26 protein-coding genes are annotated in these 26,839 nt (G+C 70.7%); 18 read left to right on the top strand and 8 right to left on the bottom strand.

Annotation, left to right across the window (positions count from 1 at the left end):
* Window positions 1-6: 6 nt before the first annotated feature.
* The 3 genes from ccrA to mce form a co-directional block, all read right to left on the bottom strand.
* Window positions 7-1,338 (bottom strand): crotonyl-CoA carboxylase/reductase, encoded by a 1,332-nt coding sequence (gene ccrA / locus AB0M01_RS00420; RefSeq protein ID WP_363664636.1) that lies wholly within the window; start codon window positions 1,336-1,338, stop codon window positions 7-9.
* A 194-nt stretch (window positions 1,339-1,532) separates the two neighbouring features.
* Window positions 1,533-2,435: a sensor histidine kinase gene (locus AB0M01_RS00415; RefSeq protein WP_363666174.1), complete on the bottom strand. Its 903-nt coding sequence runs from the start codon at window positions 2,433-2,435 to the stop codon at window positions 1,533-1,535.
* A gap of 309 nt (window positions 2,436-2,744) precedes the next feature.
* A complete protein-coding gene (gene mce, locus AB0M01_RS00410) occupies window positions 2,745-3,188 on the bottom strand; it encodes a methylmalonyl-CoA epimerase (RefSeq protein WP_363664633.1) in 444 nt (147 codons plus the stop codon).
* A 61-nt stretch (window positions 3,189-3,249) separates the two neighbouring features.
* Here mce and AB0M01_RS00405 point away from each other — a divergent pair, with 61 nt between their 5' ends.
* From AB0M01_RS00405 to AB0M01_RS00370, 8 genes are all read left to right on the top strand, one after another.
* Entirely contained in the window at window positions 3,250-4,098 is an 849-nt protein-coding gene (locus AB0M01_RS00405; RefSeq protein WP_363664630.1) for an SDR family NAD(P)-dependent oxidoreductase, read from the top strand.
* Window positions 4,086-5,438: an AMP-binding protein gene (locus AB0M01_RS00400; protein ID WP_363664628.1), complete on the top strand. Its 1,353-nt coding sequence runs from the start codon at window positions 4,086-4,088 to the stop codon at window positions 5,436-5,438. Before AB0M01_RS00405 ends, AB0M01_RS00400 begins: the two co-directional genes overlap by 13 nt.
* Window positions 5,439-5,481: 43 nt before the next feature.
* Window positions 5,482-6,696, top strand: coding sequence for an acetyl-CoA C-acetyltransferase (locus AB0M01_RS00395; RefSeq protein ID WP_363664626.1), 1,215 nt, complete (start codon window positions 5,482-5,484; stop codon window positions 6,694-6,696).
* A 102-nt stretch (window positions 6,697-6,798) separates the two neighbouring features.
* Window positions 6,799-7,755, top strand: a complete 957-nt coding sequence (meaB, locus tag AB0M01_RS00390) for a methylmalonyl Co-A mutase-associated GTPase MeaB (RefSeq protein ID WP_363664624.1) — start codon at window positions 6,799-6,801, stop codon at window positions 7,753-7,755.
* Window positions 7,756-8,257: 502 nt separating this feature from the next.
* Window positions 8,258-8,416 carry a hypothetical protein gene (locus tag AB0M01_RS00385; protein WP_184796222.1) on the top strand — a complete coding sequence of 53 codons (159 nt, stop codon included), beginning with the start codon at window positions 8,258-8,260 and terminating at the stop codon, window positions 8,414-8,416.
* A 101-nt stretch (window positions 8,417-8,517) separates the two neighbouring features.
* Window positions 8,518-9,246 carry a PH domain-containing protein gene (locus AB0M01_RS00380; RefSeq protein WP_363664622.1) on the top strand — a complete coding sequence of 243 codons (729 nt, stop codon included), beginning with the start codon at window positions 8,518-8,520 and terminating at the stop codon, window positions 9,244-9,246.
* Between the two features lie 93 nt (window positions 9,247-9,339).
* Complete coding sequence (locus AB0M01_RS00375) at window positions 9,340-9,990, top strand: dihydrofolate reductase family protein (protein ID WP_363664621.1); 651 nt, start codon at window positions 9,340-9,342, stop codon at window positions 9,988-9,990.
* Window positions 9,987-10,832 (top strand): phosphotransferase, encoded by an 846-nt coding sequence (locus tag AB0M01_RS00370; protein ID WP_363664620.1) that lies wholly within the window; start codon window positions 9,987-9,989, stop codon window positions 10,830-10,832. Before AB0M01_RS00375 ends, AB0M01_RS00370 begins: the two co-directional genes overlap by 4 nt.
* On the opposite strand, the gene AB0M01_RS00365 is transcribed toward AB0M01_RS00370, so the two are convergent.
* Window positions 10,829-11,371 (bottom strand): hypothetical protein, encoded by a 543-nt coding sequence (locus AB0M01_RS00365; protein WP_363664618.1) that lies wholly within the window; start codon window positions 11,369-11,371, stop codon window positions 10,829-10,831. The two genes, AB0M01_RS00370 and AB0M01_RS00365, sit on opposite strands and share 4 nt — an antisense overlap.
* Before the next feature lie 69 nt (window positions 11,372-11,440).
* Between AB0M01_RS00365 and AB0M01_RS00360 the strand changes: the two genes are divergently transcribed.
* Both AB0M01_RS00360 and AB0M01_RS00355 read left to right on the top strand, forming a co-directional pair.
* Window positions 11,441-12,211 carry a DinB family protein gene (locus AB0M01_RS00360; RefSeq protein ID WP_363664616.1) on the top strand — a complete coding sequence of 257 codons (771 nt, stop codon included), beginning with the start codon at window positions 11,441-11,443 and terminating at the stop codon, window positions 12,209-12,211.
* Between the two features lie 28 nt (window positions 12,212-12,239).
* Window positions 12,240-12,815 carry a dihydrofolate reductase family protein gene (locus AB0M01_RS00355; protein ID WP_363664614.1) on the top strand — a complete coding sequence of 192 codons (576 nt, stop codon included), beginning with the start codon at window positions 12,240-12,242 and terminating at the stop codon, window positions 12,813-12,815.
* Here the strand turns inward: AB0M01_RS00355 and AB0M01_RS00350 are convergent, their stop codons facing one another.
* From AB0M01_RS00350 to AB0M01_RS00335, 4 genes are all read right to left on the bottom strand, one after another.
* The gene (locus tag AB0M01_RS00350) at window positions 12,816-13,232 is read right to left on the bottom strand and encodes a VOC family protein (protein WP_363664612.1); all 417 of its coding nucleotides are present in this window, start codon (window positions 13,230-13,232) and stop codon (window positions 12,816-12,818) included.
* Window positions 13,233-13,292: 60 nt separating this feature from the next.
* Window positions 13,293-14,129 carry a TIGR03621 family F420-dependent LLM class oxidoreductase gene (locus AB0M01_RS00345; RefSeq protein ID WP_363664611.1) on the bottom strand — a complete coding sequence of 279 codons (837 nt, stop codon included), beginning with the start codon at window positions 14,127-14,129 and terminating at the stop codon, window positions 13,293-13,295.
* 113 nt (window positions 14,130-14,242) lie between these two features.
* Window positions 14,243-14,989 carry a maleylpyruvate isomerase family mycothiol-dependent enzyme gene (locus tag AB0M01_RS00340; RefSeq protein WP_363664610.1) on the bottom strand — a complete coding sequence of 249 codons (747 nt, stop codon included), beginning with the start codon at window positions 14,987-14,989 and terminating at the stop codon, window positions 14,243-14,245.
* 31 nt (window positions 14,990-15,020) lie between these two features.
* Window positions 15,021-15,455 (bottom strand): DUF4231 domain-containing protein, encoded by a 435-nt coding sequence (locus AB0M01_RS00335; protein WP_363664608.1) that lies wholly within the window; start codon window positions 15,453-15,455, stop codon window positions 15,021-15,023.
* A gap of 30 nt (window positions 15,456-15,485) precedes the next feature.
* On the opposite strand from AB0M01_RS00335, the gene AB0M01_RS00330 reads away from it, so the two are divergent.
* The 8 genes from AB0M01_RS00330 to AB0M01_RS00295 all read left to right on the top strand — a co-directional run bounded on the left by AB0M01_RS00330 (window position 15,486) and on the right by AB0M01_RS00295 (window position 26,527).
* The gene (locus tag AB0M01_RS00330) at window positions 15,486-15,986 is read left to right on the top strand and encodes a MarR family transcriptional regulator (protein ID WP_363664606.1); all 501 of its coding nucleotides are present in this window, start codon (window positions 15,486-15,488) and stop codon (window positions 15,984-15,986) included.
* A 70-nt stretch (window positions 15,987-16,056) separates the two neighbouring features.
* Entirely contained in the window at window positions 16,057-17,730 is a 1,674-nt protein-coding gene (locus tag AB0M01_RS00325; RefSeq protein WP_363664605.1) for a methylmalonyl-CoA mutase family protein, read from the top strand.
* Complete coding sequence (locus AB0M01_RS00320; protein WP_363664603.1) at window positions 17,678-19,501, top strand: NAD-binding protein; 1,824 nt, start codon at window positions 17,678-17,680, stop codon at window positions 19,499-19,501. The genes AB0M01_RS00325 and AB0M01_RS00320 overlap by 53 nt, the downstream gene beginning before the upstream one ends.
* 181 nt (window positions 19,502-19,682) lie before the next feature.
* Complete coding sequence (locus AB0M01_RS00315; RefSeq protein WP_363664601.1) at window positions 19,683-20,504, top strand: tetratricopeptide repeat protein; 822 nt, start codon at window positions 19,683-19,685, stop codon at window positions 20,502-20,504.
* Window positions 20,505-20,604: 100 nt separating this feature from the next.
* Entirely contained in the window at window positions 20,605-21,456 is an 852-nt protein-coding gene (locus AB0M01_RS00310) for a MurR/RpiR family transcriptional regulator (protein ID WP_363664599.1), read from the top strand.
* A gap of 43 nt (window positions 21,457-21,499) precedes the next feature.
* A complete protein-coding gene (locus AB0M01_RS00305; protein WP_363664597.1) occupies window positions 21,500-22,936 on the top strand; it encodes a hypothetical protein in 1,437 nt (478 codons plus the stop codon).
* A 76-nt stretch (window positions 22,937-23,012) separates the two neighbouring features.
* Window positions 23,013-23,717: a response regulator transcription factor gene (locus tag AB0M01_RS00300; RefSeq protein ID WP_363664595.1), complete on the top strand. Its 705-nt coding sequence runs from the start codon at window positions 23,013-23,015 to the stop codon at window positions 23,715-23,717.
* A gap of 26 nt (window positions 23,718-23,743) precedes the next feature.
* Window positions 23,744-26,527, top strand: a complete 2,784-nt coding sequence (locus AB0M01_RS00295) for a DUF4153 domain-containing protein (protein WP_363664594.1) — start codon at window positions 23,744-23,746, stop codon at window positions 26,525-26,527.
* Window positions 26,528-26,839: the final 312 nt, after the last annotated feature.

Below are 26,839 nucleotides of genomic sequence, written 5' to 3'. Positions count from 1 at the left end.
CCTGACCTACTTGTCCCGGAAGCGGTTGATCGCCTCCAGGTGCCGCGCCCGCATCTCCTCGTCGCGGACGCCGAGGCCTTCGGTCGGGGCCAGCGTCAGCACTCCCACCTTCCCCTGGTGCAGGTTCCGGTGCACGTCGTACGCCGCCTGCGCCGTCTCCTCCAGCGGATACACCCGGCTCAGCGTCGGGTGCACCATTCCCTTCGCGATCAGGCGGTTGGCTTCCCACGCCTCGCGGTAGTTGGCGAAGTGGGAGCCGATGATCCGCTTCAGGTTCATCCACAGGTAGCGGTTGTCGTACTCGTGCATGTAGCCGGACGTCGACGCGCAGGTGACGATCGTGCCGCCGCGGCGGGCGACGTACGTGGAGGCTCCGAAGGTTTCGCGGCCGGGGTGCTCGAAGACGATGTCGGGGTCGTCGCCGCCGGTCAGTTCGCGGATGCGGGCGCCGAAGCGTTTCCACTCCTTCGGGTCCTGGGTGGTCGGGTCGGACCAGAAGCGGTAGCCCTCGGCGTTGCGGTCGATGATCAGCTCGGCGCCCATCGCGCGGCAGATCTCGGCCTTCTCGGGGGAGGAGACGACGCAGACGGGGATCGCCCCACCGTTCAGCGCGAACTGCGTCGCGTAGGAACCGAGCCCACCCGAAGCACCCCAGACCAGGACGACGTCGCCCTGCTTCATGTTCGCGCCGTTCGCGGAGACGAGCTGCCGGTACGCCGTACTGTTCACCAGCCCGGGCGAAGCGGCCTCCTCCCAAGTGAGATGCGAGGGTTTCGGCATCAGCTGGTTGGACTTGACCAGCGCCAGCTCGGCGAGCCCGCCGAAGTTGGTCTCGAAGCCCCAGATGCGCTGCTGGTCGTCGAGCATCGTGTCGTTGTGGCCGTCGGGAGACTCCAGCTCGACCGACAGGCAGTGCGCGACGACCTCGTCGCCGGGCTTCCAGGCGTTGACGCCGGGGCCGGTGCGCAGGACGACGCCGGCCAGGTCGGAGCCGACGACGTGGTACGGGAGGTCGTGGCGGGCGGTCAGCGGCGACAGCTTGCCGTAGCGCTTGAGGAACGAGAACGTCGAGACCGGCTCGAAGATCGACGTCCAGACAGTGTTGTAGTTGATCGCGCTCGCCATCACGGCGACCAGCGCCTCCCCGGGGCCGAGCTCCGGCGTCGGGACGTCGTCCAGGTGAAGACTCTTCCGCGGATCCTTCTCGCGAGTCTCCAGGCCCTCGAACAGACCGGCCTCGTCGGCGTGCACGGTGATGCCCCGGTAGTGGTCCGGGACGTCCAGCCCGCCGACGGCTGCGCTGTCGCCGGCAAGGATCGCGTCGAGGATCTGCTTCACGTCATACCTCCTGGAGCGGCGGTCGGGTGAGCGGAACTTACCGTCGAGTATGCCCGGGTGGCTGTGCTGCGTGACACAGTTCGGGCCGGGTGAGACCACCGTCACTTTTCCAGTCCACCGGCCGCAGTGGTCTTATCGCCGCGCTGTCCTTCGATGTCAGTACGACGTCAGCGGCGCTTCGCGTCGGTACGGCGTCAGCGGGCGCTGGTGTGCAGCCGGACCTGCGTGCCGTCCGCGCCGGACCGGACCTGCACCAGGTCGCAGAGCTGGTTGGCCAGCCAGACGCCGCGGCCGCCGAGGCCGTCGACCGGCGGCAGCACGCGGCCGATCAGCAGGTTGTCGATGCGGCCGTCGTCGGCGACGTCGCAGATCAGCTGGTCGTCGGCGGTCCACCACGACAGGGTGCCCTGGCCGCCGCCGAAGCGGACGCTGTTGGTGCAGATCTCGTGCAGCGCCAGCTCGAGGTCGTCGAATCGGTCGGCGCTGAGGCCGAGCGACCCGGCTGCGGCGTTCAGGCGACGGCGTACGGCGCTCAGGTCGTTGAGGCCGAACTTCTGCTGCTCCGCACCGGCCGGTACGGCGGACAGCGGGCGTCGGAACCGCGCGTCGGCTCCTTGCTCCGGGTGGGGCGCGTGCAGCGCGGCCGGGTCGACGCCCAGCTCGGCGGCGTACGGGCAGCGGAGCTGGAAGCGGCCGGCGTACCCGGCGAAGGCGACGCCGAGCAGGTGCTCGTGCAGGGCGGACTCGTCGAGCTCGGCGCCGGAGCGACCCGGGTACGCCGGTTCGCCGAGGCCGCGCAGCGGGATGTCGGGGGCCTGGTCGAGCAGGCGGCGCCAGAGCGGGATGATCCGGGCCGGGTTGCGGCCGACCTGGGTCATGTCGAGCCAGATCACCTGGTCGGCGACGTCGTCGAGCGCTGTGCGCAGCAGGCTGTTGCGGTCCTCGGGAAGCACCGCGACCACGGTCTCGCCGGCGTTCAGGCCGTCGTGCACGTACGCGGCGGTCTGCCGGACGAAGTCTTCCTCATCGGTGTAGACGAAGGCGTCGTGCCGGAACCCCGCTGCGACGGGGCGACGTCGATCCGGAGCGCTGTCCATCAGCACCTGACCAGGCTAACTCCGTACTCACCGGTTGTGACCGCCGGGCGCGCGTCTTGAACAGAACTTCACGCAGCGTCAGCAGACGGAAACGGTCGGGTCAGCGGATGTGCAGCACTCAGGTCGGCGGACGTGCAGCACTCAGTAAGTGTCGCGTCGCCGGCCCGCTCACGCTCAGGCCGGCGCGGATCCGCGGGGTTAGTGAGTGGTGGAGTGACAGGGGGCCGACACCCACCACTGTCCAAGCGGCCGCGGTCGAGCTCGGCCCCGCCTGAAGGAGGCCGATCAGCCCGGTGAAAGCGAGGTTGATCAGTGGTGGGCGTCGGCCGCGGGCTCGACCAGCTCGACGAGGATGCCGCCGGCGGACTTCGGGTGGATGAAGTTGACCCGGGAACCGGCCGTGCCGCGGCGCGGCTCGTCGTACAGGAGCTGGGCGCCGCGCTCACGCAGGATCGCGGAGACCTCGTCGAGATTGCCGACCCGGTAGGCGAGCTGCTGGATGCCGGGGCCGTTGCGGTCCAGGAACTTGGCGATCGGGGAGCTGTCCGACAGCGGTGCGAGCAGCTGGATCGACGAGCCCGAGTCGCCGACCGAGAGCATCGCCTCGCGGACGCCCTGCTCCTCGTTGACCTCCTCGTGCGCGACCGTCATCCCGTAGGTGTCGGCGTAGAACCGGACGGCCTCGTCGAAGTCGGCGACCGCGACCCCCACGTGGTCGATCGCGTCGAACAGCGTCTTGGTCAAGGGCTCCATCCGACCACGATCGCCCGCGGATCGGCCCGCTGCCAACAAAAGGTGGCGGATGCGACACTGAATGATGGGTGTGATCCACGCCGGCTACCGGCTGCTGCTCGGCCCGTCCTGGTCGCGCGTCGCACCGGCCCGGCTCGAGGCCGCGGTCGGCGACCGGGTCGTGCTCGTCACCGGCGCGTCGTCGGGGATCGGCGCCGGTACGGCGGAACTGCTGGCGGGCGCCGGGGCGCACGTCCTGCTCGCGGCGCGGCGGCTGGATCGCCTGCAGGGGTTGGCGGATCGGATCACCGCGAGCGGTGGGCGGGCGACGGCGTACGGCGTGGATCTTGCGGATCCGGAGGCTGTGGATCAGCTGGTCGCGGACGTGCTGGCGGATCACGGGCGGGTGGATGTCGTGGTCAGCAACGCGGGGAAGTCGATCCGGCGGTCGTTGGCGGCGACCGAGGGGCGGTTTCACGACGTGACGCGGACGGACTCGGTGAACTACCTCGGGCCGGCGCGGCTGCTGTCGGGGTTGTTGCCGGGGATGCGGGCTCGAGGGGCGGGGCATGTCGTCAACGTGAGCAGCCTGAACGTCGATCTGCCGGTCGCGCAGTGGGCGGGGTACAGCGCGTCGAAGGCGGCGTTCGAGACGTGGTTGCGGTGTGTCGCGCCGGAGGTTCGGCGGGACGGGGTGCGGGTGACGTCGATCCACTTTCCGTTGGTGCACACGGAGATGAGTGCGCCGACGTACGACGCTCGGCTGCCTGGGTTGACCGTCGAGGCGGCTGCTGAGGTGATCGGGAGGGCGTTGGTGCACCGGCCGCGGTTGCTGGTGCCGTGGTGGGTGCGGCCGGTCGCGCTTGCGGCGTCCGTTGCCCAGGGCCCCTATGAGGCGGTGCAGGCGCAGGTGCTGCGATGGTCACGCTGATCGGGTTGGTGCGGCTGCTGCGGGCTGTTCCGTTCTGGAGGCCGCGGGTCCTGCGGGTGCTGTGGGTGCAGGGGCTGACGCTGGGTGCGTTGGTCAGGGTGGCGGCGCTGAAGAATCCGGGTGGGGTCGCGTTGGTCGACGAGGATGGTTCGCTGACGTATGCCGAGCTCGACCGCCTGGTTGACGAGGCCGAGGTGCGCGGGGCGCGCGTTCATGTTCGGGAGCCGAATCACAGGAGCTTCGTCGTGGCTGTTGCCGCGGCGCTGCGGCGGAACGCGGATGTGGTGCTGCATGAACCGACGACGACACTGGTTGAACCCGACGAACCCGGCCCGCGAAGCACTCGGCGGCGGGGACAGATCATCCTGCTCACCTCCGGCAGCACCGGCGTCCCGAAGGAGGTCGAGCGTGGGGGAGTGCGAATCGCGCAGAGTCTGCCGATCGCCACGCTGCTCGGCGTTCTGCCGGTGCGTGGGCCGGTCGTGCTCACGGTGCCGCTCTTCCACGGCTTCGGGCTCGGGTTTCTCGCGCTCGGGCTGGCGTTCGGGGTGCCGGTGGTGCTGTGGCGCAAGGTCGACGCCGACGCGGTCGCCGGGTTTCTCCAGGACCATCCCGGGTGCGTGCTCGTCGGCGTACCGCCGGTGCTTGCCCGGATTGCACGGAGCGAAAGGCCTGCCCGCCCAGCCGCGCTGATCAGCGGCGCGGGGCAGCTCCATCCCGTCGTCGCCGAGCGCCTGCGGACGGCGTACGGCGACGTGGTCCACAACCTCTACGGCTCCAGCGAGGAGGGCTGGTCGACGATCGCAACGCCCACGGATCTTCGAACAGCACCGGGGACGATCGGGCGGCCCGCCGCAGGAGTGAGGGTCGCGATCCTCGACGACGCGGGAAACCGCGTGCCGGACGGCGAGACCGGGCATCTCTGCGTCGCCGGGCGGCTCGAGTTCCAGCAGTACGGCGACGGCGGGCGGCGCCGGCGGCTCGGGGGGATGAGCGACTCCGGCGACCTCGGGCACCGCGACGCGGGCGGGCGGTTCTTCGTCGACGGCCGCGCCGACGACATGGTGGTGACCGGCGGCGAGAACGTCTTCCCGGCCGAGGTGGAGAACGTGCTGCTCGACCACCCGGCGGTTGCCGAGGTGTGCGTCGGCGGCGTACCGGACGAGGAGTACGGGACGCGCCTCGAAGCGACCGTCGTACGGAACGCGGAGCTGACCGCGGAGGAGTTGATCGCCTGGACCCGCGCCCGGCTGCCCACCGCGAAAGTCCCACGAACAGTGCGATTCGCGGCCGAACTGCCGGCCACCGCGAGCGGCAAGTACCGGCGGCGTGTGACCTGATCGACACCGTCGTACCAGTGTCCCCGCAGGTATCGTGACAATCATGTCTGACACCACCAGCGCGCAGAACGCAAGCGTCATCGTCGCCGGAGCCAGGACCCCGATCGGGCGGCTGCTGGGCGGCCTCAAGGGCTTCACCGGAGCCGACCTCGGTGGGTTCGCCATCAAGGGTGCGCTCGACAAGGCCGGGATCACCGGCGACCAGGTCGAGTACGTGATCATGGGCCAGGTGCTGCAGGCCGGCGCCGGCCAGATCGCCGCCCGGCAGGCCGCGGTCAAGGGCGGCATCCCGATGAACGTCCCGGCGATCACCATCAACAAGGTCTGCCTGTCCGGGCTGAACGCGATCGCGCTCGCCGCGCAGCTGATCAGGGCCGGCGAGTACGACGTGGTCGTCGCGGGCGGCATGGAGTCGATGACGAACGCGCCGCACCTGCTGCCGAAGTCCCGCGAGGGCTTCAAGTACGGCGACACGACGCTGGTCGACTCGATGGCCTACGACGGCCTCTGGGACGCGTTCACCGACCAGACGATGGGTGCCCTGACCGAGCAGTGCAACACCGAGGGCCTGAAGCTGACCCGCGAGGAGCAGGACCAGTTCAGCGCCCGGTCGCACCAGCTGGCCGAGGAGAGCTGGAAGAACGGCGTCTTCGCCGACGAGGTGGTCCCGGTCGAGGTGCCGCAGCGCAAGGGCGACCCGCTGGTCGTCGACACCGACGAAGGCGTCCGCGGCGACACCACCGTCGAGACGCTGTCCCGGCTGCGCCCGGCGTTCGGCAAGGAAGGCACGATCACCGCGGGCTCGGCCTCGCAGATCTCCGACGGCGGCTGCGCGGTCGTCGTGATGAGCAAGCGCAAGGCCGAGGAGCTCGGCCTGACCTGGATCGCCGAGATCGGCGCCCACGGCTCGGTGGCCGGCCCCGACTCGACCCTGCAGAGCCAGCCCGCCAACGCGATCGTCAAGGCCTGCTCGAAGCAGGGCATCGACCCGGCTTCGCTCGACCTGATCGAGATCAACGAGGCCTTCGCCGCGGTCGGCATCGCCAGCGCCCGCGAGCTGAACGTCGACGTCGACAAGGTCAACGTCAACGGCGGCGCGATCGCCTTGGGGCACCCGATCGGGATGTCCGGCGCGCGCCTCGTCCTCCATCTCGCGCTGGAGCTCCAGCGCCGCGGCGGCGGCACGGGCGCTGCCGCGCTGTGCGGTGGCGGCGGCCAGGGCGACGCGCTGATCGTCAGCGTCCCGACGCGGAGCTGACGTCCGTACGGTGAAGCCGACGACGCTTGGGACCCCGGCGACACGCACGTCGCCGGGGGCACCGAACGCGGTCAACCCTCCGACTCAGCCGATACTGATCTGATGCCACGACGTACGCCGCCTGTCGCCGAACTGGTCGAACGTGCTCGCGCCGGCGAGTCCCGCGCGGTCGCGCGGCTCATCTCGCTGGTCGAGGACGAGTCGCCGTTGCTGCGGGAGGTGATGGCCGCGCTCGCGCCGCACGCCGGGCAGGCGCACATCGTCGGGATCACCGGGTCGCCGGGCGTCGGCAAGTCGACGTCGACCTCGGCGCTCGTCTCGGCGTACCGGGCGACCGGCAAGCGGGTCGGCGTACTGGCTGTGGATCCGTCGTCGCCGTTCTCCGGCGGCGCGCTGCTCGGCGACCGGGTACGGATGCAGGACCACGCGACGGACTCCGGGGTGTTCATCCGCTCGATGGCGTCGCGCGGGCATCTCGGCGGGCTCGCCTGGTCGACGCCGCAGGCGCTGCGGGTGCTCGACGCGGCGGGCTTCGACGTCGTACTGGTGGAGACCGTCGGCGTCGGGCAGTCCGAGGTCGAGATCGCCGGGATGGCGGACACGACGCTGATCCTGCTCGCGCCCGGGATGGGCGACGGGATCCAGGCCGCCAAGGCCGGCATCCTCGAGGTCGGCGACATCTACGTGGTGAACAAGGCCGACCGCGACGGCGTCCAGAACGTCACCCGCGACCTGCGCGCGATGCTCGCCCTGGCCGAACGCGGCGAGGACGCGTGGACCCCGCCGATCCTGAAGACGGTCGCCAGCCGCAACGAGGGCGTCGACGAGGTCGTCGCCGCCATCGAGCAGCGCCTGGACTGGATGCGCGCCTCCGGCGTCCTGGAGGACCGCCGCCGCGGCCGCGCCCGCGACGAGATCGAGGCGATCGCGATGACCGCCCTCCGCTCGCGGTTCGCCCACCTGCACGGCGACGCGCGCCTGGACGTCCTCGCGGCCAAGGTCGCCACCGGCGCCACCGACCCGTACTCAGCGGCGGACGAACTGATCTCGGCCCTCTGACCTGAGCGGGCAGCGGACGTCCACCACGCACCAACCAGCCAGACTTCCGCCTGGGCACGCCTAGCCCGGCGCGGCAAGGCGGCGTTCGCCGGGGTTGCTGCGTGCTGCACGTCCGCCCCCGACGTCCACCTTCCACCAACTCGCCGGTGTGCGGTGGCCGCACGCTCGCGGCCGGTGGCACATCGATGGCCTGCGAGGGTTGGTGGGTGGTGGGCGTCGCACCAACCCGCCGCTGCGACATCTGATGACTCTGTGTCACAGCCTCGGCGGGATAGGGTGTGATCGACCTGAAAACGGGCAGGTAACCCCGGCGTTGCGGGCCGTGAGCGATCTGCGTCTCACGGCGGCGCGCCGGTGGCTGCCATGCCCCCCGATCCGTAACACAATGGTGCTTGTAGCTGGTGAGCATGATGCTGTGGGCTGTGTTCAGTCAGTGACAGATGGTGACTATCCGTGATAGAAACACAGTCGACCGAATTGGTTGCGAACGAGGAGTGGTGACATGCCGAAGAAGCTGCTGATCTGGCTGGTCATCGCCTTTGCGGCGTTCTACCTGTTCACCCAGCCAGAGGGTGCTGCGGACGCCGTAGGAGGTGCGTTCTCGGCCGTCGGTGATGCGTTCGGGAGCGTGATCACGTTCCTGTCCGCGCTGTTCAACTGATCGTCGCGTCAAGTGTCCCGTCACGAGCGTTCGTGCGGGACACTTGGCTGTGAAGGTCGTGGCCGAGTGGCCGACAGCGGGGTGGACAGGGGAGTGAGTGGATGGCCGGAATAGGCCTGTTCCGGATCTTCGACCCGAAGGTCCGGCGCCATCTCATCTCGGACGAGGGCGAAGTCGTCATCGACGAGGTGCGGCACCACTGGGTGGTGTTCGCGGTGCCGATGCTCGAGGTGGCACTGGCGACGGTGCTGCTGCTCGTGGTGCTCTGGAAGACCCCGGGCAACTTCTCGATCGCGCTGCTGGCGATCGTGCTGATCCTGCTGCTGCACGCGTTCTGGCGTTTCCTCACCGAGCACCGGGACCGGTTCGTGGTCACCAACATGCGCGTGATGCGGATCCGGGGCGTGTTCTCGCAGACCGTCGCGACCACCCCGATCGCGCGGATCCTCGATATCACGCTGCAGAAACCGTTCGTCGGCCGGTTCCTCGGCTACGGGCACTTCGTCTTCGAGTCGGCGGCCCAGGACCAGGGCTTCCGCGAGATCAGGTTCGTCAGCCGGCCCGACGACCGGGACCTGACGATCCAGCGCGTCATCCAGCGCACCGGCCTGCGGGCGTCCGCCAGCGTCGACGTCGTCCAGTCCGACGACGACGACTCCGACGACGACGGTACCGGCCCGATCGGGATGGACTCGGCGCAGGAGGTCACCACGACCGTCCCGCGTCAGGCGCCCGCCGCCTCGTCGTCCACCCGGATGGCCGGCAGCAGCTCCAAGTCGATCTTCAACAGCGAGCAGGCGAACTGGTCCGACCAGGACCGCGACGACTGACCCCAGTACGCCGGTACGCCGTACGCGCGGATGTCAAAGTCGCCCGGTCCGCTCCGACCAGCCTCCGTAGTCACCCGATCTCCGGAGGACCAAGTGGCCCAGCTCCTGCGCGTGCAGAACTTCAACGTGTCCCGCGACGGCATCGCCGCGGGACCGAGCGGCGACCAGTCGCTCGAGCTCCCGTTCGGCCTGCCCGGCGCCGAGCGCCTGTTCTCGTGGGCCGGCGCGACCGCGAGCTGGCCGAACCGCACCGAGCCCGGCGGCAGCCGCGGCCTCGACGACTACCTGACCCGCGACTTCACCCACAACATCGGCGCCGAGATCATGGGCCGCAACAAGTTCGGCCCGCAGCGCGGCCCGTGGCAGGACCACGAGTGGCTCGGCTGGTGGGGTGACGAGCCGCCGTTCCGGACGCCGGTGTTCGTGATGACGCACCACGAGCGGCCGTCGTACACGCTGTCCGACACCACGTTCCACTTCGTCGACGGCGAACCGTCCACGGTGCTCGCGCAGGCGCGCGAAGCCGCGCAGGGCAAGGACGTCCGGCTCGGCGGCGGCGTCAGCACGATCCGCCAGTTCCTCGCCGCGGACCTCGTCGACACGCTGCACATCGCCGTCGCGCCGGTCGAGCTCGGCACCGGCGTACGGCTGTGGGAATCGCCCGACGAGCTCCTCGACCGCTTCCACTGCGACGTCGTCCCGAGCCCGAGCGGCATCACGCACCACCTCTTCTGGCGCAAGTGACGAGCACGCATCAGGTCGCGCTCGGCCCCGGCACCGTGACCAAGACGTACGTCGACTGGCGTCGGGGCGAGCACCTGCGGGAGTGGGCGGCGCTGAAGGTGTTGTCGGCGGCGACGGTCGATCTGGTGCCGGAGCCGTTGGAGTTCGATGCTGCGCGACCGGCGGTGGTGATGAGCCGGGTGCCGGGGCGGGCGCTGGGTGGGTGTCTGAGCGCCAGGGAGATGGCGGGGCTTCGGGTCGCGCTGGGGGAGTTGTGGGCGGTTCCGGCGGTGGGGCTGGAGGCGATCGACCTCAGCGGTTTGATCGAGCGAGTACGGCGGGAGCTCGGCGGCTGGGTGGGTGTCGGGGTGGTTGGTGAGGCTCAGGCTGCGGCTGTCTCGTGGTTGGGTGGTCCGGCGGTGGAGGCGCTGGTCGACCCGGAGGTACCGGTGGTCGGGCACGGGGATCCGAATCTGGCGAACTACCTGTGGGACGGCAAGCGGGTGCGGATCGTCGACTTCGAGGACGCCGGGCGGAGCGACCTGGCGGTCGAACTGGCGAACCTCGTCGAGCACCTGGCGTCGCGGGCAACCGACTGGGCGGGGTTTCTGGCCCGGCACCCGACGGAGGCCCTGCAGCCGGCGGACGCGTGGCAGCCGACAGACGGACGGCAGCCGGTCGACGCCCGGCATCCGGTGGACGCCCGGCATCCGGTGGACGCCGCGCGGCTGCTCGACGCCCGTCGGTTGTGGGCGGCGTTCTGGCTGACGTTGATCCGGCCAGGCGGCCCGTCAGCGGATCGCAACCCGCCGGGCACCGCCGAGTCACAAGCCGCGCGGCTGCTCGGACTGCTCTCGTCCTAGTCGCCCGGTGCGGGGCTGAACCACCGCCACCACGCCACACCCCGGCGGCGGGCGCCCCTGGTCAGGCCTGCCAGTGCGACGAGGGTCACCGCGAGTCCGCCGGCGATCATCCACCTGCTGATCACCGGCGTACGCCGGTCGGCGACCCACTCCTGGGCGTCGACCGAAGCGACGGCCACCGTCGGGTCCGACCGCCGGTAGTTGATCGTCAACGGCGGCGCGTACCGGGTCCCGGGGGCCGGGGCTTGCAGGCCTTCCGGCATGCCCTCGTCATCCGTACCGGTCTCGGCCAGCACCGCCTTCACCTCCCGCCCGCCGTCGGTCCGGAAGGCGACCTCCACGTCTCCTAGGCCGCCTCGTCCCGAGAACACCTGCACCGACGAGGCGACAGCCTCGCCGCCGCCGTCGAGCAGTTCGTGGCCGAGGTTCTGCCGGTACGACACGTCGGCCAGCATCAGTACGCCGACGAGCGCCACCACCAGCGCGGGCACTCCCAGCCAGGTCGGTCCTCGGCCCGGCCAGTCCACGTTCGTTGTCACGGTCACCCCCGACCCGGAGTATCTCAGCTTGCCGAGAAACTGTCGGTGCGGTGCTGCAGACTGCGTTGCATGGCTGAGTTTGTGGAGAGTGACCAGTTCAAGGGCGGGCGGATTCATCTGTCCGAGCTCGGGGGGCTCGAGATCCGGGACTGTGAGGTGTCGGGGCTCAAGGTCGTCGACTGTTACGGGAGCGACGTCTATCTCGGTGGGGACTTCGGGCGGGTGGTGGTGAACGACGTCGACGTGACCGCCTACGTGCAGGGGGAGCTCGACCGGGTGTACCCGGAGCGGGTGATGGCTCGGGACGCGACGACCGTGGCGGAGTACCAGGCGGCGTGGGCGAAGGTCGAGGAGCTGTGGACCGAGACCCTGGCCAGGGCGAAGCGGTTGCCGGAGGCAACGTTGCAGGAGCGGGTGGGCGGCGAGTGGTCGTTCGTCGAGACGCACCGGCACCTGCTGTTCGCGAGCGGGGCCTGGGTGGGGAACGCGGTGCTGGAGGAGGACGCGCCGTACCACCCGCTGGGGTACCCGGCCGGCGGGATGCCGGCGGCGGAGTCGGCGAAGCTCGGGCTGACGCTGGACGCGACGCCGACGCTCGACGAGGTGCTGGTGGCGCGGCGGGAGCGGATGGCGACGGTGCGGCGGGTGATCGACGGGCTGACCGAGGCCGAGCTCGACCGGGTCTGCGCGCGCAAGCCCGCCGATCCGTACCCGGACCAGGAGTACGTCGTACGCCGGTGCCTCAAGGTCGTGCTGAAGGAGGAGGCCGAGCACCACCGGTACGCCGTGCGCGATCTCGCGACCCTCGAAGGTGTCGGATCCGGGGAGCCTGCTTCGTAGCAGAGGTAACCGACCGGAGGAGCCCACCATGACCGCGACCTACACCTTCGACATCTTCGCCACCCTCGACGGCTTCGCTTCGTACGACGCCCCCGGCGACTGGGGCGGGTACTGGGGCAAGCAGGGCCCCGAGTTCCTCGACCGCCGCCTACAGCTGTACGGCGAGCAGCAGCGGCTGGTGCTCGGCGCGACCACCTACCGTCAGATGTCGGAGATCCTCGGCTCCGACGCCTCGGCCCTCGACCCGGTGAACGCCCGCATGCTCAGCCTGCCCACCACAGTCGTCTCGACGACTCTCGACGCCCCACTCAGCTGGCCCAACGCCACCCTCGCCCCCGGCGACGCCGTCGAGACCGTCACCCGCCTGAAGCAGGAGTCCGATGTCCCCCTGCGCTCGAACGGCAGCCTCTCCCTCAACCGTTCGCTACTGGCCGCCGGTCTTGTCGACCGCCTCCAACTCACGATCTTCCCCGTGATCACCGGCCAGACCGGCGCCGAACCGGTCTTCGCCGACGCCCCCGACCTCGACCTGGAACTCCTGGAGTCCCGGACCCTCGACGGCAACATCCAGGAGCTGATCTACAAGCCCACCCTGCACACCTGATCAGCGCGGCCGATAGGCCTCGTACCGCCGAAGCCACTCGGCCCGCACCGCCGGCGGGTGCGCGTCCTGCACGCAGAACTCGTTGCCCTCCGGGTCGGCCATCACCACCCACGGCTGGTCGCCCTGCCCGACGTCGACCCGGGTGGCGCCGAGCGCCTCCAGCCGAGCGATCTCGACAGCCTGGTCGTCGGGGCGCAGGTCGAGGTGCAGCCGGTTCTTGCCGACTTTCGCCGACGACGACTTGATGAACAGCAGGTCGGCGACCACGCAGTCCTCGCGGCTGCCCTCGGCCGGCTCGACGACCCACTCGGGATCCTCGGCGTGGCTGATCACCCAGCCGAGCGCCTCGGCCCAGAACCTGGCGACCCGGCCAGGCTCCCGGCAGTCGACGATCAGTGCACCGATCCGCAAGCCCATGGGCTCACCGTACGGAAGGACGGGGCGCCGACCGTCCACCGGACGGGAGCGCCCGGCCCTTCACCGCAGGTGCTTGATCACCTCAGCGAACGCCGCCATGTGCGGCTCCAGCACGCTGATGTAGTTCACGTTCCACTGCTCGCGGTAGCGCTGGAGACGGTCCGCGATCTCGTCGGGGGCACCGACCAGAACACCGGGCAGCTGCACGAGCTGCTCGTCGGAGAGTCCGCTGGCGTTGCGAATGATGCTGAGGTCGACCTTCTCCACCGCATCTCCGACGGCGGCGACGAACAGGTTGAGCTCAACGTCGCGGTCACCGGCGGCGTCGCCGAGCTTGGCGACCCGCTCGGCGAACGCCTCCTCCGGCGCCATCCCGGGCGTCAGCCCGGCCATGATCGAGAAGCTGAAGATGTCGGCCTCGCGGCCGCCGAGCTTCAGCATCTTGTCGCCGGCGCCGGACAGCATGATCGGCGGGGCCGGCTGGTCCGGCTCCGCCGCGAGCAGCGGGCGCAGCCCGGCGAGCAGCGCTTCGAGCTTGCGCAGCCGCTCACCGCCGGTCCCGAACGGAACGCCGTACGCCGCGAACTCGGCTTCGACGTACCCGGTGCCGAGCCCCAGCTCGAGCCGGCCGTTGGTGAGCCGGTGCACGTCGACGACGTCCCGGGCCAGGTACGCCGGGTTCGCGATCCCGCCGTTCAGCACGTAGGTGCCGACGCGCAGGTTCGACACCTCGGCCGCCGACACCAGCGACGGGAACGGCGCGGCCGTCCCGAGGTGGTCGGGGACCTGCAGCACGTCGTACCCGAGGGACTCCGCCTCGCGGACCCGCGAGTGCCACGCGGACCGCGACCCGACGTTGAGCAGCGAAACACCGAACCGGAACGGCCGAGCAACCATGAGACCTCATCTGACGAAATCGAACCCCCGCTGACAGGTCAAAACCGTACTGTCGCGGCCCGCGTCAACCCCGTCAGTCGCCGGATACTCGGCGAGTTCGTGCCAGGACGGCCTCAGGTCGTGCACTCCGCCACCCGGGACCGGAACGCCTTCACGGCCTCGTCGTCACCCACAGTCTGTACGGCGGACGTCTCGACCCGCCCCCACAGCCAGAGCAGCACCGCCGTCGGATCCCCGTAGATCTCCGCCGCGACCTCCGCGTCCGTGTCCCGGGTGACCTCAGCGCTCGTCGCGTTCAGGGCGATCGTCCACGAATGCCCGTCGGCAGTCACCCGCACCGTCGCGTCGACCGGCGACGAGGTGTCGCCCTCGGCCCACCAAGGCCCGCCGAGCATCAGCGTCAGCACCTCGTCGATCCCGTCCAGCGCCAGCTCGCGATCCACCGGCGTCGCCACGTCGTGCGCCAGCTCGGCGTCGACCCGGTGCACGGCGGTCTCCAGCGCCATCCGCCGGTACCAGAACCCCGACGTCGAGTCCCACGGCGAGAAGGTCCAGGTCTCCGACGACGTGCCGGCCTTGTCCAGCGCGGTCAGCAGCGTCGCGAAAGCCTCGTCGTACAAGGCGAACGGCTCGCGGTCGTCCAGGTTCGGCGGCCAGGGCTCGGGGCGCTTGCCGAGGCGCAGGATCTCGACCTTGTGCAGGTAGACCTGCGCGGTGTGCCGGACGACCGAGTCGACGGTCCAGCCGGGGCACGGCGGAACCTCGGCGGCCAGGCCGAGGCGGGCGACCTCGGCCAGCCGCGCGGCGTCCGCGCGCAGGCAGTCGAGGTAGAAGGTGGCACGTTCGGGCGACAACGTCATGCGCGCATCATGGCAGGCCCCGCCGACAGTTTCAGCTGCTGCGCTCCCGCATGGCCGAGGCCCAGCCGGCGGTCTCCGCGTTGCTCAGCTCGACGACCCGCTCGGCCAGCAACCGGGCCGGGTCCTCGACCCCGGCGTACCGGCCCGCGAGCCCGGCGTACAGCCAGGCCTCGTTCCGCAGTTCTTCCGCCGTACGCCGGTACGTCGGGTAGGTGTCGCGCAGCCCGAACAACGTCCGCGCCCCCTCGGCCAGCGCGATCACGCCACCGAGCGCCGGCGCGAACCAGACCGGGGCATCGAAGGCGACCGACACCGCGATCAGCAGCGCGGCGGCGAGCTGGACGATGCCCAGCCAGATGTAGCCGAGCCGGTGCCGCTGCGCCTGCCGCGCGTACCAGCGGAAGCGAATGCCGATCAGCTCTTCCGCGGGCGAATCACTGCCCAGCGCGGGGAAGTCACGGTCCATGGCCAGCACACTAAGGTTAGTGTTTCGTGCATGGCGAGGAAGAAACCGTTGCCGTTCGACCCGATCGACGAGGCTTCGCGACAGTGGGGACGGCGTTGGGGCGCGGTCGAGCAGATGCGCGCGGTGACCTCGCTGATGCGGGCCCAGCAGATCGTGATCGGTGAGCTGGACGAGATCCTGCGCGCGCACAACCTGAGCTTCGCCCGGTTCGAGGCGCTGGTGCTGCTCACGTTCTCGCGGCGCGGGTCGCTGCCGCTGGGCAAGATGGGCGAGCGGCTGCAGGTCCATCCGACGTCGGTGACCTCGATCGTCCGGCGGCTGGAAGCGGCCGGCCTTGTCACGCGGACGCCGCACCCGGACGACGGCCGCGCGGTGCTCTGCGAGATCACTCCGGAGGGCCGGGAGCTGGTCGAGAAGGCGACCGACGACCTGGTCAAGGCCGACTTCGCGCTGCGCGGGCTGACCGACGAACAGCTCAAGGTGCTCTGGTCGGTGCTGGAGCCGCTGCGGCACAACGCCGGCGACTTCTGAGGCATCGAACACAAACCCGAAGACCGCCCCGCGCTGGGAATTAGTTGGACGTCCTAGTATTTTGGTGTCCATGGACGCTGAGCAGATCGGGGCCGGCCGGAGCCGGTGGCAGGCACGGTACGACGCCTCGCGGCGCCGGGAGGCCGACTTCACCACCCTGTCCGGCAGCGAGGTCGAGCCGGTCTACGGCCCGCCCGAGGGGTACGACGACCCGCGGATGGAACGCATCGGCTGGCCGGGGGAGTACCCGTTCACCCGCGGCCTCTACGCGACCGGGTACCGCGGCCGGACCTGGACGATCCGGCAGTTCGCCGGGTTCGGCAACGCCGAGGACACCAATGCCCGGTACAAGATGATCCTGAACGGCGGCGGTGGTGGCCTGAGCGTCGCCTTCGACATGCCGACGCTGATGGGCCGCGACTCCGACGACCCGAAGTCGCTCGGCGAGGTCGGCCACTGCGGCGTCGCGATCGACTCCGCGACCGACATGGACCGGCTGTTCAAGGACATCCCGCTGCAGGACGTCACCACCTCGATGACGATCTCCGGCCCGGCCGTCCCGGCGTTCGTGATGTACCTGGTCGCCGCCGAGCGGCAGGGCGCCGACATCACCAAGCTCAACGGCACGCTGCAGACCGACATCTTCAAGGAGTACATCGCCCAGAAGGAGTGGCTGTTCCCGCCGGAGCCGCACCTGCGCCTGATCGGCGACCTGATGGAGTACTGCGCGACCAACATCCCGGCGTACAAGCCGCTCAGCGTCTCCGGGTACCACATCCGCGAGGCCGGTTCGACGGCCGCGCAGGAGCTGGCGTACACGCTGGCCGACGGCTTCGGGTACGTCGAACTGGGGCTCTCAAGAGGGCTCGACGTCGACGTGTTCGCGCCCGGCCTGTCCTTCTTCTTCGACTCCCACCTGGACTTCTTCGAGGAGATCGCGAAGTTCCGGGCCGGCCGCCGGATCTGGGCCCGCTGGCTGCGTGACGTGTACGGCGCGAAGACCGACAAGGCGCAGTGGCTGCGGTTCCACACCCAGACCGCGGGTGTCTCGCTGACCGCCCAGCAGCCGCACCTGAACGTCGTCCGGACCGCGGTCGAGGCCCTGGCCGCGATCCTCGGCGGCACCAACTCGCTGCACACCAACGCGCTCGACGAGACGCTCGCGCTGCCGACCGAGGAGTCGGCCGAGATCGCGCTGCGCACCCAGTCGGTGCTGATGGAGGAGATCGGCGTCACCAACGTCGCCGACCCGCTCGGTGGTTCCTGGTACGTCGAGGCGCTGACCGACCAGATCGAGGCCGAGGCCGAGGCGATCTTCGCCCGGATCAAGGAGATGAGCCCGGACGGCTCGATGACCGCGGGCATCCTGCACGGCATCGAGGAGGGCTGGTTCATGGCCGAGATCGCCGACGCCGCCTTCGAGTACCAGCAGAAGCTGGAGAAGGGCGAGAAGAAGATCGTCGGTGTGAACACGCTCACCGACACCGTCTCCGGCGAGCTGGAGATCCTCCGGGTCAGCCACGAGGTCGAGATCGAGCAGTGCCGGGTGCTCGCGGCACGCAAGGGGCAACGCGACGAGGACCGCGTGCGTCGTACGCTAACGGCGCTGGTCGAGGCGGCCAGGGGGACCGGCGGTCTGATCGAACCCATGCTGGAGGCGGCGCGTGCGGAGGCCACGATGGGGGAAATCTGTGACGTTCTTCGGAACGAGTGGGGCGAGTACCGAGAGCCCGCCCGGTTCTGAGGAAGGGAACGGACAACCCACCGCGACGGAGGTCCCGCCGTCCACCGGACGGCGGCGGGGCCGGGCCTCGGCCCAGAACGACAAGACCCCGGCCCCGGACAGCCGCGGTGTGGTGGTCTGCGGCTCGGACCGGACGATGCTGCGCGTCGTCACCGAGCTGGTCAGCTCCGGCGAGCAGGTCACCGCGATCGTCAACCCGGCGTCGCGGCACATCGAGCGGATCGGTGAGCTCGGCGCCCAGGTGATGGGCGTCCGGGTGGTCCGCGAGTCCGTGCTCCGGCGGGCCGGGATCGACACCGACGGCACCAAACCGTCCACCGCCCGCGCGCTGGTGCTGCTCGACGCCGACGACGTGCACAACGTGCACACCGCGCTGACCGCCCGCGACATGGACGAGAACCTCCGGATCGTCGTCCAGATGGTCAACCCGCGGATCGGCGCCCAGCTGCACCAGCTGCTCGGCGACTGCGTGGTGATCTCCGGTCCGTCGCTGGCCGCGCCCGCGTTCGTCGCGGACGCGCTGGAGGACGACGAGCTGACCTGGCTGGAGCTCGGCGGCCGCCGGATGGTGGCCGGGCCGGCCCAGCTGATCCGCGAGCACGTCACCGTGCTGGCCGACACGACCTCGTCGGCGACGCCCGACCTGCTGCCGCAGTCCAGCTCCGACCCGGCCGAGGACATCGTGCTCGGGACCGGCGTACGGCACCTGCGGCGCAAGCGCGACGTCCGGCGTACGGGCTGGGTGATGGCGACCCGGGACGTGCTCGACCGGCGGGTGCGGGTGATCGCGGCCGTGATGGCCTCGCTGGTCGTCATCGGTACGGCGCTGACGCACTGGATCACGGGTGTGGAGTGGCTGCGGGCGCTGTACCTGGTGATGGGGGCGGTGACGTCGGCCGGGATCGAGGACGACGTGTTCGCCGACGCCCCGCCGTACGCGAAGGTGGCGGCGGTGGTCGTGCAGCTGACGGGGATCGTGCTGGTCGCGCTGCTGACCGCGGTGATCGTCGACTCGCTGATCGGGGCGCGGCTGTCGCGGGTGATCGGCGGGGTGCGCGGCCGGCCACGCAACCACGTGATCGTGTGCGGGCTCGGGACGGTCGGGGCGCGGGTGCTGGAGATCCTGAGCGAGCGTGGGGTCGCGGTGGTCGGCGTGGAGCAGGACGAGGAGGCTCCCGGCGTACAGACTGCTCATCGGTTGCGGATCCCGGTCGTGATGGGCGACAGCAGCCAGGAGGAGACGCTGCGGCTCGCCGGTGCGCCGCAGGCACAGGCCGTGCTGGCGCTGACCGACGGCGACATCACCAACCTGGAGACCGCGATGGTGGTCCGGGACCTGAACGACGACGTCCGGATCACGATGCGGATGTTCGACCACGACCTGGCGCACAAGGTCGAGCGGATGCTCGGGCTCGGGCACAGCCGATCGGTGTCGATGCTGGTCGCGCCCGCGATCGCCGCCGCGGTCGCGAACCGGCGCAGCCAGGCGACCGTCCCGGCCGGACGCCGGGTGCTGCTGCTGACCGAGGTGACCGTCGAACCGGACTCCGTCGCGGTCGGCCGGCGGCTCGGCGAGCTGGACGAACCCGGCGGGCTGCGGGTGCTGGCCCGGGCCGACGGCGCCGAGTGGGACTGGTCGCCGACCTTCGAACGAAGCCTGCGCGCAGGCACCCGGCTGGCCGTCGCCGGGACCCGGAGCGGGCTGGCCAGACTGCTGCTGGTGACCCGCGCTCCCCATCGACCGGACCGGTCGGGGAGGATAGGACCATGAACCGAGACGTAACGACCGGAGGGCAGCGGTGAGCCAGCCGAACTTCTCCCGACCTGGAGCGATCGACCTGTCGGCCCTGCGGCAGCCTGCGCGTCCCGGCGGCCCTGGACCTGGTGGACCTGGCGGCCCCGGTGCTGGTGGACCCGGCCCTGGCGGCCCAGGCCCTGGTGGGCCCGGCGGTGTGAGCGGGCCGTACGTGCTGAACGTGTCCGAGCCGACCTTCCAGTCGGATGTGCTCGAGCGGTCCGTGCAGCACCCGGTGGTGGTCGAGTTCTGGTCGCCGCGGTCCGAGGCGTCGGTGGCGCTGAGCCCGGTGCTGGCCCGGCTGTCCACCGAGTACGACGGCAAGTTCGTGCTCGCCCGCGTCGACGTCGACGCGAACCCGCAGCTCGCGCAGGCGGTCGGCGTCCAGAGCATCCCGCTGGTGATCGCGGTGCTGCGCGGGCAGGTCGTGCCGCTGTTCCAGGGCGCGCTGGGTGAGCCGGAGGCGCGGCAGTACCTCGACCAGTTGTTCACGGTCGCGGTGGCCAACGGGATCACGGGTCGGGCCGAGCCGGTTGGACCGGCCGCTGCCGAGGCTCCGGAGCCGGAGGCTGATCCGCGGTACGAGGCTGCGGAGGACGCGGTCGCGTCGGGTGATCTCGACGGCGCGATCGCGGCGTACGAGGCGCTGTTGAAGGAGACGCCGGCCGACGCCGAGGCGAAGGCCGGGCTCGCTCGGGTGCAGCTGGTGAAGCGGACGCGCGACGTACCGGCTGAGGTGCGGACGCGGGCGGCGGAGAACGCCGGCGACATCGAGGCGCAGATGCTGGTCGCCGACGTGGACCTGATGGGTGGGCACGTCGAGGACGCCTTCGCGCGGTTGATCCGGACGATCCAGTCGACCGCCGGGGACGAGCGGAACACGGTGCGGCTGCATCTGCTGGAGCTGTTCGAGGTCGTCGGTGGGGACGACGAGCGGGTGGTTCGGGCGCGCAAGCAGCTGATGACCGCGCTGTTCTGATGTGGTGGGGTGGGCGGCGCCTTTCGGGGTGCCGCCCATTCTTTTGTCTGATGCTGTGAACTATTGACAGCTGCGGTGTGAGCTTCTGAGAATCATTCACATGTCTCTGGAGGCGCGGATCCACGGGTTGCTGCCGTCGTTGTCGCCGGCGCAGACGTTGGTCGCCGAGGAGGTCCTGCGGGATCCGGCGGCGGTCGCCTCCTCCACGATCGGCGAGCTGGCGGCGCGCTGCGGCACGTCGCTGCCGAGCGTGACGCGCTTCTGCCTCGCGCTCGGGCTGCCCGGGTACGCCGAGCTGCGGCTGGCGCTCGCCGCCGAGAGCGGGCGGAGCTGGGAGCGGGGGACCGGGACGTCAGTTGGTCCGGACGACTCGCTCGACGCCGTACTGCGGACGCTGCTGCGCGCCGACACGAAGGCGCTCGAGGACACTGTCGCGCAGCTCGACGTCACAGCGCTCGGGTCGGCTGTTGAGGCGCTCGCTGGTGCTCGGCGGATCGATCTGTACGCCGTCGGCGGGTCCGCGACTGTTGCCGAGGACCTGCGGTTGCGGCTGCATCGGATCGGGTTGGCTGCCAGCAGTTGGAGTGACGTGCACACTGCGCTGACGAGTGCGGCGTTGCTCGGGGCGGGGGATGTTGCTCTCGGCATCTCCCACACGGGGGAGACGAACGAGGTCCTGGAGCCGTTGCGCCGGGCCCGTGCTCTCGGCGCGACGACTGTTGCCGTGACCAACTACCCGCGGTCGCCGCTCGCTCGCGCCGCCGATCTGGTGCTGGTGACTGCTGCTCGCGACATCACCTTTCGGACCGGCGGGATGGCGGGGCGGCACGCGCAGATGATCGTGCTCGACGCGCTGTACGTCGGGGTCGCCCAGCGCGACTACCAGCAATCCACCCAAGCCTTCGACCGCACCGCAGAGGCGGTCGCCGACCACCGAACCCCGCACCGCTGAACTCCACGACCTTTGTCCACTGCTCCACCGCCCTGGAGGAACCATGCAGAGCCCGCACCAGAAGCTAGGCCCGACCCGCCGCACCCTCCTGCTCGGCGCCGGCGCCGCAGCCGCCACGGCAGCCACCGCCGGTCCGGCCCTCGCCGCACCTGCCGCCGACTCCACCTCGCCGACAGGCCTACCCCCTCGAACCTCCCAAGTCGGTACCACCGCTCAAGTTGCCCAAGGCAACCAGGCCGACGTACCGATCCCTTCCCCCGACGACCTCCCCCTGACCGGCGGCCCCGACTTCCCGATCGGCCTCTTCTGGCCCCCGCACCCCTACGAGTCGACCGCCAAGCGCTTCACCGAGATCGCCGACGCCGGGTTCGACTTCGTCATCTCCGGCAACTACGCCGGCGACGGCAACATCTTCATGCACCAGCTCGACCTGGCCCGCACCGCCGGCCTGCAGATGCTGATCTCCGACGACATCCAGATCCGCAACATGTCCCGCTGGTTCTCGATCTCCGACCAGCCCACCGACTTCCTCAGCATCACCCCCGCCGAGGCCCGCGAGTTCTACACCCGCGCCCGCGACGCCTACGGCCCGTTCTCCTCGCTGGCCGGCTTCAACTTCTACGACGAGCCCGGCGCCGGCTGGTTCGCCACCCTCGCCAAGGCGCTCGCCGTCTCCCGCGAGCTCGCGCCGCAGCTCCTCCCGTACGTGAACCTGCTCCCGTCCGACGACCCGGCGTACTACAACGCCTTCGTCGACGTCGTGAAGCCGTCCCTGGTCAGCTTCGACCGCTACCCGCTGCTCTCCGACGGCCGCGAGGACGGCAACTACTTCCACAACTGGTCGATCGTCCGCGACGCGGCGCTGCGCGGCAACGTGCCGGCCTGGGTCTTCATCCAGACCCTCGCCTACAACGGCCACCGCGAGCCCACCGCCGCCGAGCTGCTCTGGCAGATCAACATCAGCCTCGCGTACGGCGCGAAGGGCATCCAGTACTTCACCTACTGGACGCCGGAAGCCGCCCGCGGCGAGGGCTTCGGCCCGGCTCTGATCACCGTCGACGGCAAACGCACCCCGCGCTACGCCGCCGCCAAGAACATCAACAACGGGTGGCTGCACCCGGTCGGGCGCGAGCTCAAGCCCCTCGTCTCGGAGTCCGTCGTCCACGCCAACGAGACGCCGCTGCCCAACGGAACCGTCGGCTTCACCCCGACGGACCTCGTCACCGCGGTCGCCGGTTCGGCGGCGGTGATCGGTACGTTCCGCTCCCGCGACGCCGCGGCGACCGACCGCTGGCTCCTGGTCGCCAACCGCTCCCACTCGGCGGCCGCCCGGACGACGCTCACCTTCAACCCCGCGAAGGTGACCGGGGTCGACGTCTTCCACCCGGTGTCGGCGAAGTTCGGCGCCAACCGCGGCGCCGGCTTCCAGGTCAACCTGCCTGCAGGAGGTGCGCAGCTGCTCCACCTCCACGTCCGCTGACCCATCCGCCGGACCTGCACAGAACCTTCACGAGTCGTCCCCGGTTCCTGACCGATCGGGATCCTAGGCTCGCAGCATGCCAGTCAACGCAGCGGGCTCCCGGATCCTCGTCGTCGAGGACGAGCCGGTCATCAACCAGGCGGTCGCTGACCGGCTGCGGGGATCCGGGTACGACGTCGTACAGGCCTGGGACGGTCCAGGTGCAGTGACGCAGTACGACGCGACGCGGCCCGATCTCGTGGTGCTGGACGTGATGCTGCCTGGGTTCGACGGCCACGAGGTCTGCCGCCGGATCCAGGCAGCGCGCCCGGTCCCGGTCCTGATGCTGACCGCCCGCGACGACGAGGCCGACATCCTGATCGGCCTCGGGGTGGGCGCCGACGACTACCTCACCAAGCCGTTCCGGATGCGCGAACTGGTCGCCCGGGTCGCCGCGCTTCTTCGACGCGTCGAACGCGCCGCCGAACTGGCGAGCCGCCCCGACGACACCCCCGACCTGGGCGACCTCCGCATCGACGCCGCCGCCCGCCGCGTCTGGGTCGCCGACTCCGAGGTTCATCTGACTCCGACCGAGTTCGACCTGCTGATCTGCCTGGCGCGAACCCCAGGCGCGGTCCTCACCCGAGACAACCTGTACGCCGAAGTCTGGGGCTGGCCCGGCGCCTCCGGCACCCGTACGGTCGACAGCCACGTCAAAGCCCTCAGATCCAAGATCGGCTCCGAGAAGATCCGGACGGTCCACGGCACGGGCTACGCCCTCGAACCAGGCGGTACGCCGTGAGCCGCACCGAACACTCTGAAACTCCTTTGCGGAACGCCCCCCTCGACCAGATCCGTTCCGTCAAAACCAAACTCGGCCTGCTCGTCGCCGTCAGCACCATCCTCGCCTCCGTCCTGGCCGCGGTAGGCGCCGTCGGCAGCGTCCCCGTCTGGCTCAGCATCCCGGTCACCGTCGCCCTCGCCCTCGCGGTCACCCAGCTCCTCGCCGTCGGCATGACCTCACCCCTCCGTGAGATGACCGCCGCAGCCCGCAGCATGGCCCGCGGCGACTACTCGACCCGCGTCACCGCCTCCTCCAGCGACGAGGTCGGCGAACTGGGCCGCGCCTTCAACCGCATGGCCGAGGACCTGGCCGCCGTCGACCGCCAGCGCCGCGAGCTCGTCGCCAACGTCAGCCACGAACTCCGCACCCCGCTCGCCGCACTCTGCGCCGTACTGGAGAACCTCGTCGACGGCGTAGCCGAGCCCGACCCCGTCGCCCTCCGCACAGCCCTCGACCAAGCCGAACGCCTGTCCGCCCTGGCCTCCGACCTCCTCGACCTCGCCCGCGTCGACGCCGGCAAAGCCCCCCTCACCACCACCCAGATCTCCGTCCAGACCCTCCTCGACAAAGCGGTAGCCGAGGCACGAGTCACCGGCCGCCAGGTCCGGTACGCCGTACAAGTGACCCCCGCGACCCTCACCGTCGCCGCCGACCCCGCCCGTCTCCAGCAGCTGATCGCCAACCTCCTCGACAACGCCTCCCGCCACAGCCCCGCAGGCGGCGAGGTCCGCATCACCGCCGAGCAACTGCCGGCCGGCGGTGCCGCCGGAGCGCGTCGTGACGAGGCCTGGCGCCTGGAGGTCGCCGACGACGGCCCCGGCATCCCCGCCGCCGACCGCGACCGCGTCTTCGAACGCTTCGGCACCCTCGCCGAAACCGACGGCGGCGGCGGCACCGGCCTCGGCCTGGCGATCGCCCGCTGGGTCACCGACCTCCACGGCGGCACCATCCACTTCGTCGACCCCGACCCCACCCACCCCGGCGCCCGAGTCCGCGCCGACCTCCCCACCAACCCGAGACCCGCAGGAAAGGCCCAGGCCCGCCCAATGCCGACCGACCCGAAGAAGAAGCCGTCAGACAAACCCAGTACGCCGCCGGCCGACGCGCCCAACGCGCCGACCAGCAGCCCCGCCGCTCCGCCTTCCGGACCACCGGTCGCCCGTCCCGCGCCTGCTGCAGCTATGGCACCCACCGCGTCGGCATCGCCCACCTCGCCCGGCTCCTCCGCCCCGCCCGCGTCGCCTGCCGGGTCCGCGCCCGCCTCGGCCGTCGCCACAGCCCCCCGCCCAGCACCCCGCACCCCCACCCGCCCGCCGGAGTCCGGCATGGATCTCCTCTTCGGCAAGTTCTGGCCCGACAAGAATCTCCCCGGCAGCCTCCCCGCCCTCCTCTGGTGCCTCGGCGTCGGCGTACTCGCGGGCATCATCCTCCCCTTCCGGGACCTCGGCCTCGGCACCTTCCTCGTGCTCCTCGCCGCCGGCGCCGTCATCCTCACCTTCAGCGTCAACCGCCGCTCGCGCTTCACCCTCACCTGCGCCGTCCTCTGCTTGTTGCTGGCAGCAACAGTCGTGATCCGCGACGCCGAATGGATCACCGTCCTCTGCCTGCTCGCCGGCGGCGCCCTCTGCATGACCGCGCTGGTGAACGGCCGCAGCGTCCCCGCGTTCGTGCTCGCCGGCATCTCCTGGCCGCTCGCCGGTCTCCGCGGCCTCCCATGGCTCGGCCGCTCCGCCCGGACCGTCGGCAGCGTCCGCGCCAACGCCGCGCTCGTCCGCACCATCGCGATCTCCGCCCTCGGCGTACTCGTCTTCGGCCTGCTCTTCTCCTCCGCCGACGCCGTGTTCGGCGAGTGGGCCGGCGCGCTCGTCCCCGATCTCGAGTTCGACACCTTCGTCCTCCGCGCCTTCATCACGATCGCCGTCGGCGGCGTCGTACTCGCCGCGACGTACCTGGGCCTCAACCCCCCGAACGTAGAGGCCAACGCCGGCACCCCCCGCCCCGTCGCCCGCCGCTACGAGTGGCTCGCCCCCGTCCTGCTGGTCGACGGCGTCTTCCTCGTCTTCCTCGCCGCGCAGGCCACCGTCATCTTCGGCGGCCACGACTACCTCGAACGCATCACCGGCCTCACGTACGCCGAGTACGTCCACCAGGGCTTCGGGCAACTGACCGTCGCCACCGCCCTCACCCTCCTGGTCGTCTGGGCCGCCGCCCGCAAAGCCCCCCGTACGACGCCCGCCGACGTCGCCTGGCTGCGCGGCTCCCTCGGCCTGCTCTGCGCACTCACCCTCGTGGTCGTCGCCTCGGCGCTCTACCGCATGCACGTGTACCAGCAGGCCTACGGCTTCACCGAGCTCCGCCTCCTCGTCGACGTCTTCGAGGGCTGGCTAGGCCTGCTCGTCATCGGCGTCATGATCAGCGGCGTCGTCCGGAAAACCGGCTGGCTCCCCCGCGCCGCCATCCTCAGCGGCGCCACCGCCCTGCTGTTGCTAGCAGCAATCAACCCCGACGCCTGGATCGCCAAGCACAACGTCGACCGCTACACCACCACCGGCAAGGTCGACTGGTGGTACCTCCAAAGCCTGTCCGACGACGCCGTACCCGTCCTCGCCAACCTCCCCGCCCCAGTAGCCCACTGCGCCCTCTCCGGCTACGAACGCACCAAGGACGACTGGCTCGAATGGAACCTCGGCCGCCACCGTGCCCAGCAACACCTCAGCCCGACCTCTAGCGGCACTAGAACCCCCGACCCCACCTGCCCCACCGGCTGACCGGTACGCCGCTACCGATGGCTCACCTGGAACCGCGGCCGGCATCACAACCGCCGCACCTGAGCCCCACCTCCACGCAACCGAACCGCCGACTCCACCAGACCCACCCCAGCCCACCCCCACCGGAGCCACCCCAGCCCACCCACACCCCAGCCCACCCCCACCGGACCCACCCCAGCCCACCCCGACCAGACCCACCCCAGCCCACCCTCCACCGGGATCCGGCGCGACCATCCGGTCGTCCGCTCGCCCACATCTACGACAACCTCGGGTACGCCGCCGACGCGGTGACCCACGAGGTTCCGCCGAGAG

The organism is Kribbella sp. NPDC051770 (assembly GCF_040681455.1).
GTDB lineage: Bacteria > Actinomycetota > Actinomycetes > Propionibacteriales > Kribbellaceae > Kribbella.
The sequence above is the reverse complement of the archived record's forward strand: the minus strand, read 5'-3'. Positions and strand labels throughout refer to the sequence as shown.

Excerpts from the sequence above, each read along its gene's own strand:
- AB0M01_RS00415 (WP_363666174.1), bottom strand. The coding sequence starts at position 2,435 with ATGGACAGCGCTCCGGATCGACGTCGCCCCGTCGCAGCGGGGTTCCGG.
- mce (WP_363664633.1), bottom strand. The coding sequence starts at position 3,188 with ATGGAGCCCTTGACCAAGACGCTGTTCGACGCGATCGACCACGTGGGG.
- AB0M01_RS00405 (WP_363664630.1), top strand. The coding sequence starts at position 3,250 with ATGATGGGTGTGATCCACGCCGGCTACCGGCTGCTGCTCGGCCCGTCC.
- AB0M01_RS00400 (WP_363664628.1), top strand. The coding sequence starts at position 4,086 with ATGGTCACGCTGATCGGGTTGGTGCGGCTGCTGCGGGCTGTTCCGTTC.
- AB0M01_RS00395 (WP_363664626.1), top strand. The coding sequence starts at position 5,482 with ATGTCTGACACCACCAGCGCGCAGAACGCAAGCGTCATCGTCGCCGGA.
- meaB (WP_363664624.1), top strand. The coding sequence starts at position 6,799 with ATGCCACGACGTACGCCGCCTGTCGCCGAACTGGTCGAACGTGCTCGC.
- AB0M01_RS00385 (WP_184796222.1), top strand. The coding sequence starts at position 8,258 with ATGCCGAAGAAGCTGCTGATCTGGCTGGTCATCGCCTTTGCGGCGTTC.
- AB0M01_RS00380 (WP_363664622.1), top strand. The coding sequence starts at position 8,518 with ATGGCCGGAATAGGCCTGTTCCGGATCTTCGACCCGAAGGTCCGGCGC.
- AB0M01_RS00360 (WP_363664616.1), top strand. The coding sequence starts at position 11,441 with ATGGCTGAGTTTGTGGAGAGTGACCAGTTCAAGGGCGGGCGGATTCAT.
- AB0M01_RS00355 (WP_363664614.1), top strand. The coding sequence starts at position 12,240 with ATGACCGCGACCTACACCTTCGACATCTTCGCCACCCTCGACGGCTTC.
- AB0M01_RS00350 (WP_363664612.1), bottom strand. The coding sequence starts at position 13,232 with ATGGGCTTGCGGATCGGTGCACTGATCGTCGACTGCCGGGAGCCTGGC.
- AB0M01_RS00345 (WP_363664611.1), bottom strand. The coding sequence starts at position 14,129 with ATGGTTGCTCGGCCGTTCCGGTTCGGTGTTTCGCTGCTCAACGTCGGG.
- AB0M01_RS00340 (WP_363664610.1), bottom strand. The coding sequence starts at position 14,989 with ATGACGTTGTCGCCCGAACGTGCCACCTTCTACCTCGACTGCCTGCGC.
- AB0M01_RS00335 (WP_363664608.1), bottom strand. The coding sequence starts at position 15,455 with ATGGACCGTGACTTCCCCGCGCTGGGCAGTGATTCGCCCGCGGAAGAG.
- AB0M01_RS00330 (WP_363664606.1), top strand. The coding sequence starts at position 15,486 with ATGGCGAGGAAGAAACCGTTGCCGTTCGACCCGATCGACGAGGCTTCG.
- AB0M01_RS00325 (WP_363664605.1), top strand. The coding sequence starts at position 16,057 with ATGGACGCTGAGCAGATCGGGGCCGGCCGGAGCCGGTGGCAGGCACGG.
- AB0M01_RS00310 (WP_363664599.1), top strand. The coding sequence starts at position 20,605 with ATGTCTCTGGAGGCGCGGATCCACGGGTTGCTGCCGTCGTTGTCGCCG.
- AB0M01_RS00305 (WP_363664597.1), top strand. The coding sequence starts at position 21,500 with ATGCAGAGCCCGCACCAGAAGCTAGGCCCGACCCGCCGCACCCTCCTG.
- AB0M01_RS00300 (WP_363664595.1), top strand. The coding sequence starts at position 23,013 with ATGCCAGTCAACGCAGCGGGCTCCCGGATCCTCGTCGTCGAGGACGAG.